General features: G+C 57.8%; 11 protein-coding genes. 3 read left to right on the plus strand and 8 right to left on the minus strand.

The genetic code is table 11. From position 1 onward, the window contains the following. Positions 1–51: 51 nt before the first annotated feature. From cobA to ACTIKR_RS10400, 7 genes are all read right to left on the minus strand, one after another. Positions 52–879: a uroporphyrinogen-III C-methyltransferase gene (cobA, locus tag ACTIKR_RS10370; protein WP_442327792.1), complete on the minus strand. Its 828-nt coding sequence runs from the start codon at positions 877–879 to the stop codon at positions 52–54. Then, a complete protein-coding gene (locus ACTIKR_RS10375; RefSeq protein WP_442327793.1) occupies positions 876–3,602 on the minus strand; it encodes a nitrate reductase in 2,727 nt (908 codons plus the stop codon). The genes cobA and ACTIKR_RS10375 overlap by 4 nt, the downstream gene beginning before the upstream one ends. A 2-nt stretch (positions 3,603–3,604) precedes the next feature. Further along, positions 3,605–3,952 (minus strand): nitrite reductase small subunit NirD, encoded by a 348-nt coding sequence (gene nirD / locus ACTIKR_RS10380; protein ID WP_442327794.1) that lies wholly within the window; start codon positions 3,950–3,952, stop codon positions 3,605–3,607. After that, a complete protein-coding gene (gene nirB / locus ACTIKR_RS10385) occupies positions 3,945–6,377 on the minus strand; it encodes a nitrite reductase large subunit NirB (protein ID WP_442327795.1) in 2,433 nt (810 codons plus the stop codon). The genes nirD and nirB overlap by 8 nt, the downstream gene beginning before the upstream one ends. 37 nt (positions 6,378–6,414) lie before the next feature. Further along, entirely contained in the window at positions 6,415–7,272 is an 858-nt protein-coding gene (locus tag ACTIKR_RS10390; RefSeq protein WP_193090707.1) for an ABC transporter ATP-binding protein, read from the minus strand. Between the two features lie 3 nt (positions 7,273–7,275). Continuing rightward, positions 7,276–8,043: a nitrate ABC transporter permease gene (gene ntrB / locus ACTIKR_RS10395; RefSeq protein ID WP_442327800.1), complete on the minus strand. Its 768-nt coding sequence runs from the start codon at positions 8,041–8,043 to the stop codon at positions 7,276–7,278. Between the two features lie 69 nt (positions 8,044–8,112). After that, positions 8,113–9,333 carry a CmpA/NrtA family ABC transporter substrate-binding protein gene (locus tag ACTIKR_RS10400; protein WP_226817342.1) on the minus strand — a complete coding sequence of 407 codons (1,221 nt, stop codon included), beginning with the start codon at positions 9,331–9,333 and terminating at the stop codon, positions 8,113–8,115. A 515-nt stretch (positions 9,334–9,848) separates the two neighbouring features. On the opposite strand from ACTIKR_RS10400, the gene ACTIKR_RS10405 reads away from it, so the two are divergent. Further along, positions 9,849–10,415 (plus strand): ANTAR domain-containing response regulator, encoded by a 567-nt coding sequence (locus tag ACTIKR_RS10405; protein WP_193090705.1) that lies wholly within the window; start codon positions 9,849–9,851, stop codon positions 10,413–10,415. A 67-nt stretch (positions 10,416–10,482) separates the two neighbouring features. Here ACTIKR_RS10405 and ACTIKR_RS10410 read toward each other — a convergent pair whose 3' ends face one another. Continuing rightward, the gene (locus ACTIKR_RS10410) at positions 10,483–12,486 is read right to left on the minus strand and encodes an aconitase family protein (protein ID WP_442327796.1); all 2,004 of its coding nucleotides are present in this window, start codon (positions 12,484–12,486) and stop codon (positions 10,483–10,485) included. Between the two features lie 289 nt (positions 12,487–12,775). Here ACTIKR_RS10410 and ACTIKR_RS10415 point away from each other — a divergent pair, with 289 nt between their 5' ends. Both ACTIKR_RS10415 and ppc read left to right on the plus strand, forming a co-directional pair. Next, positions 12,776–13,570, plus strand: a complete 795-nt coding sequence (locus ACTIKR_RS10415) for a bestrophin-like domain (RefSeq protein ID WP_193090703.1) — start codon at positions 12,776–12,778, stop codon at positions 13,568–13,570. A gap of 106 nt (positions 13,571–13,676) precedes the next feature. After that, complete coding sequence (ppc, locus tag ACTIKR_RS10420) at positions 13,677–16,499, plus strand: phosphoenolpyruvate carboxylase (protein WP_442327801.1); 2,823 nt, start codon at positions 13,677–13,679, stop codon at positions 16,497–16,499.

A 16,499-nucleotide genomic window follows, 5' to 3' on the forward strand; every position in this document is an offset into this window, starting at 1 on the left:
CGGCATACGGGTACTCCCTATTGTGAAATAGGTAATATCCAAGCATCTGATTCACAGGCATGCCGCGTGAACGGTCATCGCATCAGGCACGCCTTGCGCGACACCGTCAGTTTGTGCCCGGACCTGTACCCGATGCGCCACCGCCCTGCCGATAATCAGCAATGCAGGACTGCCTAATCCAGCGGCATTAATGTCTGCCGACATGGCACGCAGCGTGGTAAACAGACTGCGTTCATTCCGACAGGTCACGCGCTCGACGACCGCAACCGGCAGATCGCCGGCAAAACCGGCCTGCAACATATCCTGCTGCAGTTGTTCCTTTCGACTCATGCCCATATAACAAACCAGCGTTAGCCCACTTTGCGCCAGGGCCCGCCAGTCGGGAGCAACGCCATCAGCGGTATGGGCCGTCACAAAAACGACGCCGCGCGCAATCGCGCGATGGGTCAATGGCAGGCCTAGCGCGCTGGCCGCAGCCAGACCGGCAGTCATGCCTGCGACCGCTTCGGCGGCAATACCCTGTTCGGCAAGCCATGCCAGTTCTTCGCCGCCACGACCGAAAATAAAGGGATCGCCCCCCTTGACCCTGGCCACCTGCAGCCCTGTGCGTGCATAGCGCGCCATCAGGCGCAAAATAAAATTTTGCGCCGTGGAAGGACAGCCCCCACGCTTGCCGACAGGTACGATACGGGCATGGGTGGGCGCCAGCGCCAGAATATCCTCGCTGATCAGATCGTCCACCAGCCAGACATCGGCGTTTTGTAATATCCGATAGGCCTTTAACGTGAGCAGTTCAGCATCGCCCGGGCCGGCACCCACCAGCCAGACCTTGCCCGTGGCAGCATCGTTTGTCGAAATCCGCTTTATGATAGTTGTCATAGTGCCTCCGTACCAGCATACCGGTTGATCATTTGATTGATTTGTACAACACAGGATCCACACCCTGTACCGCAATTGAGATGCTGCTTGAGCGCAGGCAGATCCATACCGCTGCGAATACCATCAACGATCTGTGCATCTGTCACGCCATTACAGGCACACACCATGCGAGCCCGTAGCTTCATTTGTGATTTTCCTAGTAGCACAGCCAACAGTGGCTCGGGCCGTACACCAGTATCGGCCCATTCGTTCAGGGCATCCTCGGCATTCAGGCCTGTGCCGGCCAGACAATAGACGACCACTTGACCGTCGATGCAGCGCACCCGCCGATAGATGCCTCGCGCAGGATCGTCGAATGCCACGTCCGTATCGGCGATACCCAGATCTGTCAGCAACTGTTCCAGCCGCGCCCGAACCGGTGCGGCTCTGGCGGCCAATCGCAGGCGCAACCCTCCGTCGCCGGTAGCCACGGGTACGGCAATGGCGTAATCAAATTCATTTAGCCAGCCAGACAGCCTGCGCTGCAGCGCGACCGCATCGCCGCGTACCCATGCCACCGCCTGCCATAGTGGCTTGTAAAGCGCCACGCCGACGACGCAGTGCTTGAGCTCAGGTTGCCCTGAATCCGGATCAGTTGCGCCATGGGTAAGCCCGTTGATACCGTCTCCGGCCATAAAACGACTACCCCAGTGCATCGGCACAAAGGCACAACCGGGTTTAAGCGTGTCGTCGGCCTGCGCTGGCAGCACCAGATGGGCGCGACGGGATTTGATTGTTACCAGGGCCTGACTGCCAATGCGATAGCGCGCCATATCGGACGGGTGCAAGTGAATCACGGGCTCTTCCACGTGACCAATCAGTGTCTGCGATAAACCCGTCCGGGTCATGGTATGCCAGTGATCACGCAAGCGCCCTGTCGTCAGCCGCAGCGGATACTGCGCCGAGATATTTTCAACGGGCGCAACGTAGCCTACATCCGCAAAGCGGGCCCGCCCGTTTGCCGTTGCAAAGACGTGATCGGTATACAGGCGGGCGGTACCCGACTGCAAGAACGGCCACTGCACCGGACCAAGTTGCTCCAGCAAGGCAAAGCTGACAGCGCTGTAGTCCAGATCGCGACCGGCAGTCAGCGCCGCATGCTCGGCAAAAATCTGCGCTTCGTCGGCGTAATTGAACAGGGCCTCCTTGGCCGGTGCAATCTGGCGGGCCACGCGCTGGGCCACTTGTTGCACAATTTTCCAGTCTGCCAGCGCATCGCCCGGCGCCGAAATGGCTGCCCGTACACGACTGATCCGGCGCTCCGAATTGGTGACCGTGCCTTCCTTTTCAGGCCAGGTCGCGGCCGGCAAAATCAGATCGGCGTAGGCCAGCGTTTCCGAATCGGCATACGCTTCCTGCACAATCACAAAGTCTGCGTTCTGCATTGCCTTGCGAACCCTGGCTTGGTCAGGCAGTGACTGTGCCGGGTTCGTGGCCGCGATCCACAGTACCCGAATACGTTTATCCAGCAACGCATCAAACATGGCTATGGCCGGATATCCTGGCGCCTCCGGTAAACTATCTGTCCCCCACAAGGCGGCAACCTCCTGGCGATGCGTCGCATTAGCCGGGTCACGATGCCCTGGCAAAAGGGTTGCCATGGCGCCGGCTTCACGCCCTCCCATGGCATTGGGCTGACCGGTCAGCGAAAATGGGCCAGTACCTGGCCGACCGATATGACCGGTAGCCAGATGCAAGTGAATCAACGACATGTTCTTGGCCGTACCACTGCTGGACTGGTTCAGGCCCATGGTGTACAACGACAGCGTCGCGGCGCTTTGAGCAAACCATCTGGCCGCTGTCACAATATCGGCGGCAGCAACGCCGCACACGTCCTCGGCTGCCGCGGGTGTAAATTCCCGAATGCGATTCTTCAGCGCGGGAAAACCTTCCGTGTAGCGCGCAATATAGTCGCCGTCGATCAGGTTTTCCCAGACCATGACGTTGAGCATTGCGTGAAACAGCGCCACGTCTGCCCCCGGCGTCACGGCCAGGTGCAGATCGGCCGCCTGCGCCGTGTCCGTATTGCGCGGGTCGATCACAATAATCTTCATATGCGGGCGCGCCTGCCGTGCCAGCATCAGCCGCCGAAACAACACCGGATGCGCATAGGCCATATTCGAACCGGCAATCAGGACTGTATCGGCCAGCGCAATGTCCTCATAGCTTGCCGGTGGCGCATCGGCGCCAAGCGTCATTTTGTATCCGGTCACGGCGCTGGACATGCACAACCGCGAGTTGGTGTCGATGTTATTGGTTCCCACCAAGACACGGGCCATTTTGTTGAAGATGGCGTAATCTTCGGTAAGCAACTGGCCCGACAAATAAAAGCCCATGGCCTGCGGTCCCGCTTCACGTACGGTCCTGCTGATCACATTTGCCGCAATATCAAAGGCCTCGGACATATCGATTTGGCGAAATCTGCCCGTCTGTCTGTCACGCAGGCGCGCGCGCAATACCCTTGTCGTATCCCGTCGAATCGTGCCGGGCAGCGCCATGCCCTTGCTGCACAGCAGTCCCGCGTTGGATGGATGATCCATATCACCCTCCACTGCCAGCACCTGTTCACCCTTGCTGTGAATACGCACGCCGCAGCCGGTGCCACAATAGCAGCAGATCGAACGAGTAACGCATATCTCATCTGTCATATTCTGAACCAGCTGGACGGGCACCGGGGTATCCATGACTACTGTCCTTCACCCAGATCCAGGCAGACCCTACCCTGATCGATTTTCACGGCAATGGTCCTCACGCATCCCTCGTCCGGCGCCTGTACCTGTCCGGTGGGCAGATCAATGACCATACCATGCAGTGGGCAGGTAACCGAAGCGCCATGCACCAGTCCTGCAGACAGGGGGCCGCCTTTGTGGGGGCATTTGTCGACGATGGCGTAGACAGCACCGTCGCCGCTACGAAACACGGCGATATCATCAAGGCCGTGACGGCGAATGACACGCGCACCGCGTGCCGGGATCTCGTTGGTGGCGCACACAGGCGTCCATTTTTCACAGACTTTCATCGTGTCCTCACACATTTAGGGTTTCAAGTTCAGGCGCCGCGATCCGTTTCTCTACACGGTCCTGCCAGGGGTCCTGCTCGAAAGACAAGGCAAAGCGCAGCCGGTCATACAGCGCCGCACGGTTGTCGGCATTGCCGATAACCTGTTCTTTTGCATGCTCCAGACCAACCCGCGCCAGGTAATGGACGGTACGTTCCAGGTAATAGGCCTCTTCGCGATACAGCTGTAGAAAAGCGCCGCAATATTGCAGCACTTCTTCCTGGGTTTCGACCTTGGCAAAAAATTGCGCGACTTCGGTTTTGATGCCACCGTTGCCGCCGACATAGATTTCCCAGCCCGAGTCGACTGCAATAATGCCCACATCCTTGATCCCGGATTCGGAACAGTTACGTGGACAGCCGGACACCGCAAGTTTTACTTTGTGCGGGCTCCACATCCCTACCAGATCTTTTTCAAGTGCAATACCCATGCCGGTGGAATCCTGCGTGCCAAAGCGGCAGAATTCGCTGCCTACGCAGGTCTTCACGGTACGCAGGCTCTTGCCATACGCATGGCCTGAGGGCATGTCCAGGTCCTTCCAGACACCAGTCAGATCTTCCTTGCGTACCCCAAGCAAATCAATCCGCTGCCCGCCGGTCACCTTGACCATGGGAATGGCGTATTTATCTGCCACATCTGCAATCCTTCTGAGCTCTGAAGGATTGGTTACCCCGCCCCAAATGCGGGGTACAACGGAATAGGTGCCATCCTTCTGGATATTGGCATGCATGCGTTCGTTCACCAGACGCGAGGCGCCATCATCGACGGCCTCGCCCGGCCAGGTGGACAGCAGATAATAATTGAGCGCAGGCCGGCAGGTTGCGCAGCCATCAGGCGTTCGCCATTCCATGAAATGCATGGCATCTGCCATGGTGATCAGATGTTGCTGACCAATCACCTTGCGCGCCTGTCCGTGTGTCACATCGGTACAGCCACAAATGGGCCGTGCCGATTTCGGCTTTACATCGGCGGCGCCGCCGACACAATTGATCAGAATCTGCTCTACCAACCCGGTGCATGACCCGCAAGAACTGGCAGCCTTCGTATGCTTTTTGATGTCATCAACAGTAAACAGGCCCTGTTCGCGAATCGCCTTGACGATGGTGCCCTTGCACACGCCATTGCACCCGCACACCTCGGCGGTATCGGGCATGCCCGCCACCTTGCTCTCGCCGGCGTGCCCGGTATCGCCCACCGCCCCTTCGCCAAACATCAACTGGTCGCGAATTTCATGAATCGACCTGCCTTCACGAATCAACCGGAAGTACCACGCACCATCTGCAGTGTCACCATAAAGGCAGGCGCCCACCAGCTTGTTGTCGTGCACAACCAGTTTTTTGTATATTCCGCCTTCGGGATCGGCCAGCGTAATGCAATCGGTGTTGGCATCACCCATGAAATCGCCGGCAGAGAACACGTCGATACCTGTCACTTTCAATTTGGTGGACGTCACACTGCCCTCATAACGGGCGATGCCATACATGGCCAGATGATTGGCCGCCACCTTGGCCTGTTCAAAGAGTGGCGCAACCAGACCGTAGGCGGTGCCGCGATGGCTCACGCACTCGCCCACTGCATAAATACTCGGATCATAAGTCTGCATGGTATCGCTAACCACAATGCCGCGATCAACATGCAACCCAGCGCTGGCAGCCAGTGCAACGTTGGGACGAATGCCAACGGCCATGACCACCAGATCGGCGGGCATCTGGTGACCGTTGGCAAAACGGATCGCCCCGACGCGCCCATTGCCATCATCCACGATCTCACTGGTCTGATGCGCCATCAAAAATTGCAGGCCACGCGTTTGCAGACTGGTGCGCAACATGTTGGCGGCCTGCTCATCAAGCTGACGATCCAGCAGCGTGTCGCCCAGATGCACCACCGTGACAGTCATGCCACGCACGGCCAGGCCATTGGCCGCTTCCAGCCCCAGCAGGCCACCGCCAATCACCACCGCATGGCGCCGCACGCCTGCGGCTTCGATCATCAGATTCACATCGTTGATATCACGAAACGTCACGACGCCATCCAGCGCATGGCCTGGCACCGGCAGAATAAAAGGATTGGAGCCGGTGGCCAGCAGCAGCCGGTCGTAAGGAACAACTGTGCCGTCCGCGGTATGCACCTGCCGGCGTATCCGGTCGATGGTGGTGACCGACTGGTTCATCAATAGATTGATATTATTGTTGTCATACCAGGACTGATCGTTCAGGATAATGTCCTGGATGGTCTGTTCACCCGTCAACACCGGCGAGAGCAGTATCCGGTTGTAATTGGGATAGGCTTCGCTGCCAATAATGGTAATGTCATAAAGCTGATCATCCAGTTTGAGCAACTCTTCGATGGTGCGAACACCAGCCATCCCGTTGCCGATCAGTACCAGTTTGCGTTTTTTCATGATGTTGCCTGTATTCATTTGTGATTGACCAGGGGTCTTAAGCGACAACCGCACTGTCCTGTTCCTGAGCAGCCTGCTCAGCCTCAACCAACGCAAGACGCGTGCCCTGCTCGGGATTCGAATAGCGTTGGTGCAGAAATTTCATCACCGCGGCGCGGTATTGCAGATAGCGTGGATCGGCAGCCAGTGCCACACGGTCACGACGCGCAGGCAGCTGGATCGCCAGAATCTGGCCAATCGTGGCCGCCGGTCCGTTGGTCAGCATCACAATCCGGTCCGACAGAAGCACGGCTTCGTCCACATCGTGAGTCACCATCACAACGGTGCTTTGCGTGCGCTTGACAATACGTAACAAGGCATCCTGCAAATGGGCGCGTGTCAGCGCATCCAGCGCGCCAAAAGGCTCGTCCATCAGCAACACCTTGGGTTCGATGGCCAGCGCCCGCGCGATGCCCACGCGCTGCTTCATTCCCCCTGATATTTCACGGGGATACTTGCTGCTGGCATGGGCCAGATCCACCAGTTCCAGGGCCGCCGCCGTGCGTTCACGCAGGCGCGCTTTGGTTTCGCTGGCGCCGAACACGCGCTCCACTGCCAGATAGACATTTTGAAAACAGGTGAACCACGGCAGCAGCGAATGATTCTGAAAGACCATGGCCCGATCCGGCCCGGGTCCGGCTATTTCACGCTGATCACAAATGAGCACGCCGCTGCTGGGTTTGCTCAAGCCGGCAATGAGATTGAGCAGCGTGGATTTGCCACAACCGGAATGGCCGATCAGCGAGACAAACTCTGCCTTGCGGATCGCCAGGTTGATGTCGTTCAAAGCCGTGAACGGCCCGTGGGCAGTATCGAAAACCTGACTGACCGATTCAACTGCAACATATTTTTCCATGCGTTACTCCTCTGTAAAGGCAAAGCGTCTGGCCAGGGCCAGCAAAGTGGCATCAAGCAGCAGCCCGACCAGGCCGATAATGAAAATGGCAATAATGATGTGCTGCACATTCAGGTTGTTCCATTCATCCCAGAGCCAGAAGCCGATACCGGTACCGCCGGTCAGCATCTCTGCGGCCACGATCACCAGCCAGGCGGTACCAATCGATAACCGCACGCCTGTCAGCACATAAGGCAGGACCGAGGGCACAAGAATACTGGTCAGCACCTTGCGTTCGGACAGATTCAGCACCCTGGCAATGTTCAGATAGTCGGCAGGCACCCGCGCCACGCCGTCTGCCGTATTGATAATCATCGGCCAGATGGAACAGATGAAGATGGCCCAGATTGCAGCCGGCTCGGCGGCCCTGAACATAAGCAGTCCCAGCGGCAGCCAGGCCAGCGGTGAGACCGGGCGCAACAGGCTGATCACCGGCGCCGTCATTTTACGTATCGGCGCATAACGGCCAATAATGAATCCCGCCGGAATGCCGACCAGCGCCGCCAGGCCAAAACCGATTCCGACGCGCCACAGCGAAGCCAGCACGTTCCAGCCGATCCCCACGTCGTTCGGGCCGTTGCGGTAAAACGGATCCTGGAACAGCGTCACCGCCGCCAGAAAGGTAGCCAACGGTGCGGGGATGCCCGGAATTTTTCCTGCGATCATCTCCCAGACAATGACAACTGTCATTAGTCCGATGAGGGGGTAGCCCAGTCGACCCAGCCATGCCATGACCGGCAGTCCTGTCCATCGCTGCGTGGTTACTGCCTTGGTTGCTGTGTTCATCCGTTCCCCCCGCAATTAAACATGAACGGCAAAGCCGTCGGCATAGGCCACCGGATCACTGCCATCCCAAAGGACGCCATCCATCAGCGTCGAAGACCGGCTTTCGCTGGCAGGCAAAGGCGTGCCACTGGCCTGGGCGGCAGCCTTGTAGATGTCGATGCGGTTGATTTTTTTTGCCGCTGCCTGATAGTCGGGATGCGATTTGAGCAGGCCCCAGCGCTTTTGCTGAGTCAGGAACCACATGCCGTCACTCAGATATGGAAAGGTTGCTGCTCCGTCGCCATAAAACCGCATCGGATGCGCGCTGTCTGCAACCGTACCGATTCCGTTGTCGTACTTGCCCAGCATGCGGCCAATAATCACGTCGGCCTGTGTGTTGACATAGGACTTGGCAGCAATCACCTTGGCTGTTTGCTCGATATTGGCCGGCGAGCTGTCGATCCACCGGCCGGCTTCAAGAATCGCTGCCGTCACGGCCCGGGCGGTATTGGGATACTGGTCTGCAAACCTGGCCGTTGTGCCCAGCACTTTTTCCGGGTGGTCCGGCCAGATTTCCTGTGAGGTCACTGCCGTGAAGCCAATTTTATCGATCACCGCCCGCGCGTTCCAAGGTTCGCCTACGCAGTACCCGTCCATATTGCCGATCATCATATTGGCCACCATTTGCGGGGGTGGCACGGTAATGACACGAACATCGTTGAATGGATGAATTTCATGCGCAGCCAGCCAATAATAAAGCCACATGGCATGCGTGCTGGTGGGAAAGGTTTGCGCGAAGGTCAGTTGCCGATCCAGCGTTGCCATTGCTTTTTTCAATGACGTCCCGTCCGTTACGCCGCGCTCGTGCAATCCCTTGGCAAGCGTAATGCCCTGCCCGTTCTGATTGAGCCCCATGAGCACGGCCATGTCGGTTTGCGGACCGCCGATCCCCACCTGCAGGCCGTAAATCATGCCGTACAATGCGTGCGCACAATCCAGATTGCCATTGATCAGTTTGTCGCGCACGGCGGCCCAGGACGCTTCCTTGCTCGGGATAATCTTTATCCCGTATTTTTTGTCGATGCCCAGCTCGGCCGCCATGATGACCGATGCGCAGTCGGTCAGCGGAATGAAGCCGATCTTGACCTCGGTCTTTTCCGGCGCGTCCGAGCCGGCGGCCCAGGCGCCGCTGCGCAAAAAGGGATCTGCCAGGCCAAGTGCACCAATGCCTGCTGCCGACCTCGCCACCGACAGCATCCATTGCCGCCGATACACGCTGCCCGGTGCAATTGCATCCTGTGCAGCACAACTGCGAGCCCGTATCTCGTCCGATTTGCCTGTTGCGCCCGTTTTCTTCCGACTGTTCATCATTACCCCAAAATAAAAAGCGCCCTGCGGATACGTTTTGAAAACGTACCTGCAGGACGCCGTTGTCCTGAATGCTGTGTCATTGATTGATGACGACCGCCATTGGCCTTCATGACAACTTAAGCAAGTTGCATGCCAATTTACATCCCACAGAGTGGCAGACAGCCTTGACAGACTGCGGCAGCTGGAATTTTTGACCGCAACCAGGCAGATCAACCGCCCTGGCGCCTTCGAGGATGGGCATGATGGATGCCGCAGCGCACAATAACGGTGCACGAGCCACTTGTTGCCGCCAATCCGCCACAGCGCCGGGAGCAGGACGCACTCAAAATGGGCATCGCTTGCGAATGCAATCGGCAAAAAGCGGCACGCCTTTTGCTTTATCTGAATCAAGAGGAAAGAAAATGCTGAATGTGATGTTGATCCGCGATGAACAAAACGATGCCCTGCGTGACAAACTGCAGGCTGCCGGCATTCACGTGGTGGCTGAAATATCGCCGCTGGCCGATTTTGCTGCGGCGCTGGCCGGCATCAAACCCGATGTCGTGCTGGTCAGCTCGGATGCCTCGTGTCGCGATACGCTGGAAGGGCTCTGCATACGCTCGCATGACAGCGCACTGCCGGTAGTCATGTTTACCAATGACAACGATCGCAGCTTCATGCAGGCCTCAATCAGGGCGGGTGTTGCCGCCTATGTCGTGGGTGACGTCCCTTCGGCCCGTCTGCTCTCGTTGCTGGACGTGGCCATTGAACGTTTCGCGCTCGAACGCTCGCGCCGGCTCGAGCTCAATGACACCAGGCGACGGCTTGCCGAACGCCAGGATGTTGAAAAAGCCAAAGGCATTCTGATGAAAATGCATGGGGTGGACGAAGACCAGGCCTATCGGATGCTGCGAAAAAAGGCCATGCAGACCCAACGCCGAATCGGACAAATCGCAGCGGCATTGATCGAGGCGCATACTTTTCTGTAGACCGTACCGGTGCAGGCCATAGCGGCGTTGCTGCAAGACGTGTCGGCGCCTGTTGCAGCAAAATCACCTAAGCCTGGATCCGCCCTGTCGTTGTCTGCTTTTGCAACTGGGAAAACGAACAGATATGGCCTGCCAGCGCGCTGGCCATGACCGTGGCCGGGCTACCCAGCCACACTTTGCCCGGCCCGGAGCGTCCCGGAAAATTGCGGTTGATCGCGCTGATGGTGGTCTGGTCGGCGTCGATCGACGAACCAGGCCCGCAGTTGGCGCAGGCCCCGCAAGACGGTTGCAATATTTTTGCGCCCATGCGTTCAAACACCTGGTCATAGCCTTTTTGCACGCAATAGTCGCGAACCGCCGTGGTGCCGTACTGCAAATACAATTGCACATGTGGCGCAACTTGCAAGCCTTGTTGCAAACCCCAGGCCAATACGGCGTGATACTGATCGAAATCTTCGCGCTTGCCGGCCGTACAGGAGCCGCCATAGGCAATGTCAATGGCCACGGTGTCTTCTAACGCCCCCACAGCCCGCCCATTGCCCGGGTCACCAGGTGCAGCCACCAGTACATCCAGCGCTGAACAATCCACCGTAATCTGCTGTTCATAGCTGGCGCCCGGGTCGCTATGCATCCAGTCGGCCAGTTCAAAATCCACGCCCCGGCGTTCCCTTAGAAACTGCACTGTTCGGGCGTCGGGGGCAACAATGCCGGTAAAGCCACCCAGCTCCGCACACATATTGGTCAGCGTCGCCCGTTCATCCACAGACAGACAGTCGATGACTTCGCCGGTAAACTCGAACACCCTGCCAACCCCCTTGCCGGCGCGTATCTGCGGCAGCGCCAGCAGATGCAGGACGATGTCCTTGGCCACCACGCCTGCCGGCAGCGTGCCCTGCAGCCGAACCAAAATACCGGGTGGCACCGTGATGCGTACAGCGCCGGTCATAAAGGCATTGGCCATATCGGTCGTGCCTACCCCGAAGGCGACACAGCCCAGGGCTCCGCTATGCGGGGTATGCGAGTCGGTTCCGACCACCACCTGCCCGGGAAGTGCATAATGTTCGGCCATCATTGCATGTGAAATACCTGCCACGTTGCTGCCGTCATCGTGCAGAGCTTCATTCTCGGTCAGTGTACGATGCCAGCGCAGGCCGGTTGCCTTCACAAAATCGCGATGTGCCTGGCACATGCGCAGCATGTTTGGCACCAGACCCTGACGCAGATGCGCGGGGCTCTCGTGCATATAGGAAGTGTGATCCTCGAAGGCAATGACTTTTTCCGTATCAAACAAATGCAGCGGCGCGGCATAGCTCTGGTACAGCATATGCGCCGCCATGCCGGTGTAATACTCGTGGATAAAACGCCAGTCGGCGCGCAGAAAGATGCCTGTGCCCGGCGTCAGGTCGGTGCCGGTCTGTTCCGTGCGCAAAACATGCCGGGCGATGATTTTTTCAAACAGTGTCTGCGGCTTGTCGCTAGCGGCAGCGGCCTGCGGACGACTCCTGGCAAGATGACGTTTGCCATAATCGAGCAGCCCGCCACTACGAAGGATGGCCTGAGTCAGCACATCGCGCTCTTGCAGGATCTGTTCAAGCGTGATGCTGTGCCCGGCCCGCAACTGCGCCAGCAGCGCAAAATTGGTGGATGTCAGTAACCCGATATTGTCGGCATTCTGCCTGTAGATCCGCTCAAAGCTGCGCGCAAATACCAGGCACACGCCGGCATGCTTTTCGGCTGCCGGACTATGCTCTCGCGAAGATCCCTTGCCATAACGGTTACCTGCCACAACCACCTGAATACCGGCCTGCCTGACCGCATGCCTGGCGATGGGCGTGCGACCACCTGCCTGTAACCCGGTATAGGCAAACCCGCCAAGCTTGTCGTCATAGTGCGACATGATGGCCACCGGTGTAATTTCATCGGTAGATATATCGTCCCGCAATACGATGTCGGCGTGTGCATCGGGCAACTCGGCGGTGCCCGGTTGCAGACAGGCTTCAATAGTCTGCGGATCGTCGGCAAGATACAGAAAGCGGTCAAAGGCAAGAGGAGCACTCGTGGACTCGTTCATCACTGCAATTTCCTGAGGGTTACGCACTATAATTATCAACTGCCATTATCGCGCATCGCGCTGGCAATGTGAGGCCTGCCAGGCCAAGACTGCCGTTTTTGTCCCGTCGCCAATGGCGCCTGCAGAAGATATCGTCAGCGCTTTTTTTTCAATTGTAATTGACCCCATATTGGCCGCGTGCAGACAGCAGGTAGAATACAAAAGGCCATAAAACCGGGTTGACTGTCTTTTATGACGCCTTACATGATGGATTACATTATTTTCGCTGCTGCTGCCCGTGAGGAAAGTCATGCATTTTTACAATCTGCTGTTCGATATACCCATCTTTCTGGCCTGGGTCCTGTGCATTGTTTTCTTTCTTGGGCTGTCCGGCCTCATTGTCCTGATTATTCGCCGGCAGCGCAGCAGTAGTACGTCCCCGCGCAGCAGCGCGCTGAGCCATACGCTTATTTCGGGTTTGCTGGTGCCCATTGGCCTGAATATGGCGTTCATGGCCAGTGACGTATGGAAGGAAAATGAGAAAGGCCAGGCGGCCACCGAGCATGAGGCCGGCGCAGTGCATGATGCGCTCAGGGTGCTCAGGCATATGCCCGAGCAGATCAATGCAGACTTGCGCGCCCGTCTGCTGGCCTATGTGAACGCCGCCGTTCAGGATGAATGGCCGCGCATGGGACATGACCAGATCAGCGAGCAGACCGAATCGGCCCTGGATGTGCTGACCATCAATGCAGCCAAAACCGCCATCGAAGTGCGCGACGATCCTTATGTCAGCTCGCAGATGGCGCTACTCAATACGTATCTGACACAGGTCCGGGAAGCCCGTGATGACCGGCTCAATGTTGCCACCTATCATATCAACATGCAAAAGTGGCTGGTGCTGCTGATTCTTCTGAGCGTGTGCATGTATGTGATATACGATATTCATTATCACACCCGTAATGAATTGCGTAAAGCCGTCGTACTCATTTCACTGAGTTTCGCCAGTATCTCGTTCCTCATTCTGGTCAACGACCGGCCATTTACCGGCAAGAGCATCATCGAACCGGAGCGTCTGCGACAAATCCAAAAGGCGCAGTTTCAGTAAACCGAATACGGCGCCGAAGAAAACCCCTACAATAAAAACGACTCCATCCCTTCAACCAACCGGAACAAGAGATAACGTGGACAACGCAAGTACAGACAGAAATGAAATGCAGCAGGACATCCGCCTGCTGGGCAGAATCCTTGGGGCCGCCATCCGTGAATCGGAAGGCCAGCCGATTTTTGACATCATTGAGACTGTGCGCCGCGCCGCGGTACGTTTCAAGCGTGAAGGCATCCAGCAGGAACGCGATACGATGATCGACAGGCTGACGGCCCTGTCCGATGACCAGGCCAATACCCTGTCGCGTGCCTTCAGTTATTTCCTGCACCTGGCCAACCTGGCTGAAGACCGCGATCAGCAAAAGCGCCAGCGCCGCCGCTTACTGAGCAGCAACGAGGCCCAGATCGGCACCCTGGGACACACGCTGGCAGAACTGGAACGCCATGGTGTGCAGCGTGGCCAGGTTCGCGATTTTCTGGCAAAAACCATGATTGTCCCGGTTCTGACGGCCCACCCTACGGAAGTACAACGCAAAAGCACGCTGGACCTGCATCGACACATCAGTCACTGTCTGGTGGCCATCGACAGCCGCTTGACCGAAGAAGAAAGCCATCAACTGGCGCTAGAGCTGACCGGCTATATCAAAACGCTCTGGCTGACACGCATGCTGCGTTTTAACAAGCTGACGGTCAATGACGAAATTGAAAATGCGGTGGCCTATTTCAGCACCACCTTCCTGAAAGCCATTCCGAACCTGTACACCACATTTGCACGCAATCTGGGCGAGCAAGCGGACAATGCGGCACTGGTGCCAACCTTCCTGAAAATGGGCTCCTGGATTGGCGGCGACCGCGACGGCAATCCCAATGTGAACGCCGACACGCTCACACATGCGATGAACCGCCATGCCACCACGCTGTTCGACTACTATCTGGCGCAGGTGCATCTGCTGGGCTCCGAACTGTCGCTGAGCACCTCCCTGACGCAGGTCTCGCCAGAACTGGCCAGCCTGTCGGAGGCCAGCCCGGATCAGTCACGTCACCGGCTGGATGAACCCTATCGCCGTGCGCTGATTGGCGTGTACGCCCGCCTGGCGGCAACGGCAAAACACCTGACCGCCCATGACCTGGCCCTGCGCAATACAATACCGGCCGATCCCTATGATGACCCGGCCGAATTTGCGGCAGACCTGGCAGTCATTGCCCGATCGCTCTGCGACAACCATGCAGGCGCCGTGGTGCCCTTGCGTTTGCAGCAGCTGCAACAGGCCGTCGCCGTGTTTGGATTTCACATGGCAGCACTTGATCTGCGGCAAAGCTCAGATGTACACGAGCGCATTCTGACCGAACTGTATCAGCGTGCAGCAATCAAGCATGAAGGTCAGCCGGTCCAGTATGACCAGCTGAATGAAGAACAGAAAATTGCCGTGCTGCTGGCCGAACTGGACGATAGTCGCCCCCTGGTCTCGCCCTGGCAGCAGTACAGTGAAGAGACCCGCAAGGAACTGGCTATTTTGCAGGCCGCCGCTTCTGTGCGGCGCCATTACGGGTGCAATGCGATTACCCAGTATATTGTGTCCCATACCGAAACGCTCAGTGACCTGCTGGAAGTCTTGGTCTTACAACAGGAAACCGGGCTGATCTCGCAACAGCGCGACGACGCGGGCCAGCGCATGCCGGTAACGCCCGGCGATGGCCTGATTGTCGTGCCGCTGTTTGAAACCATCCCCGACCTGGAGGCCGGCCCGGCCATTATGGACCGCTGGCTGTCGCTGCCACAGGTGCGCGAACGCGTCATCCATGCTCAGGACAACATCCAGGAAGTCATGCTGGGCTATTCGGACAGCAACAAGGATGGCGGCTACCTGACCTCCAACTGGTCTTTGTATAACGCCGAATTGCAACTGCTTGAGGTTTTTCGTCGTCATGACGTGCGTCTGCGCCTGTTTCACGGCCGCGGCGGATCTGTCGGTCGCGGCGGCGGCTCCAGCTTCGATGCGATCCTGGCGCAACCGCCCGGTACGGTCGACGGACAAATCCGGCTGACCGAACAGGGAGAGGTCATCCAGAGCAAATACAAAAATGCCGAAAGCGGACGCATCAATCTGGAATTGCTTGTTTCAGCAACCCTGCTGAGCAGCCTGGCGCCGCATGAGGAAGCGCGCAAGGACGCCGACACGATGCAGCGCTATACGCAAGCCATGGCCTGGCTCTCCGATGCCGCCCAGCATGCCTATCGTCGGCTGGTGTATGACACGCCGGGTTTTGTCGATTATTTTTTTGCAGCCACGCCCATCAATGAAATTGCGGGCTTAAATATCGGCTCGCGCCCTGCTTCGCGCAAAAAGGGACAGCGCATCGAAGATCTGCGCGCCATCCCCTGGGGCTTTTCCTGGGCTCAATGCCGGCTGATGATCACCGGTTGGTATGGCGTGGGCACGGCAATCGATACGTTCATCCGCCTGGGTACCGGCAAAGACGACGGCAGCACCCAGCAATCACGTACGCAATTGCTGCGCGACATGGCCGAGCACTGGCCGTTTTTCCAGACCGTGCTGTCCAATATGGAAATGGTCCTGGCCAAAACCGATATGGACATCGGACGCCAGTACAGCGAACTGGTTGCAGACCAGGAAATACGCCGCACGATTTTCGGGATGATCGAACAGGAGTTTGGGTTAACGCGTGATGCGCTTTACAGCATCAAACAGCAGGATCTGCTGGCGGACAACCCCACCCTGAAGGCCGCCCTGCAAGAGCGCTTTGCCTATACCGATCCCTTGAACTATCTGCAGGTCGAGGTCATCCGGCGCCAGCGCGCGCTGGAGGATGCCCAGCAAGAGCCGTCCAAGCTCGAACAAATGCGCAGCCAGCGCACCATCCATCTGACCATCAACGGAATCGCCACCGGCCTGCGCAATTCGGGTTAG

The sequence above is a fragment of the Advenella sp. genome (genome assembly GCF_052108595.1).
GTDB lineage: Bacteria > Pseudomonadota > Gammaproteobacteria > Burkholderiales > Burkholderiaceae_B > Advenella.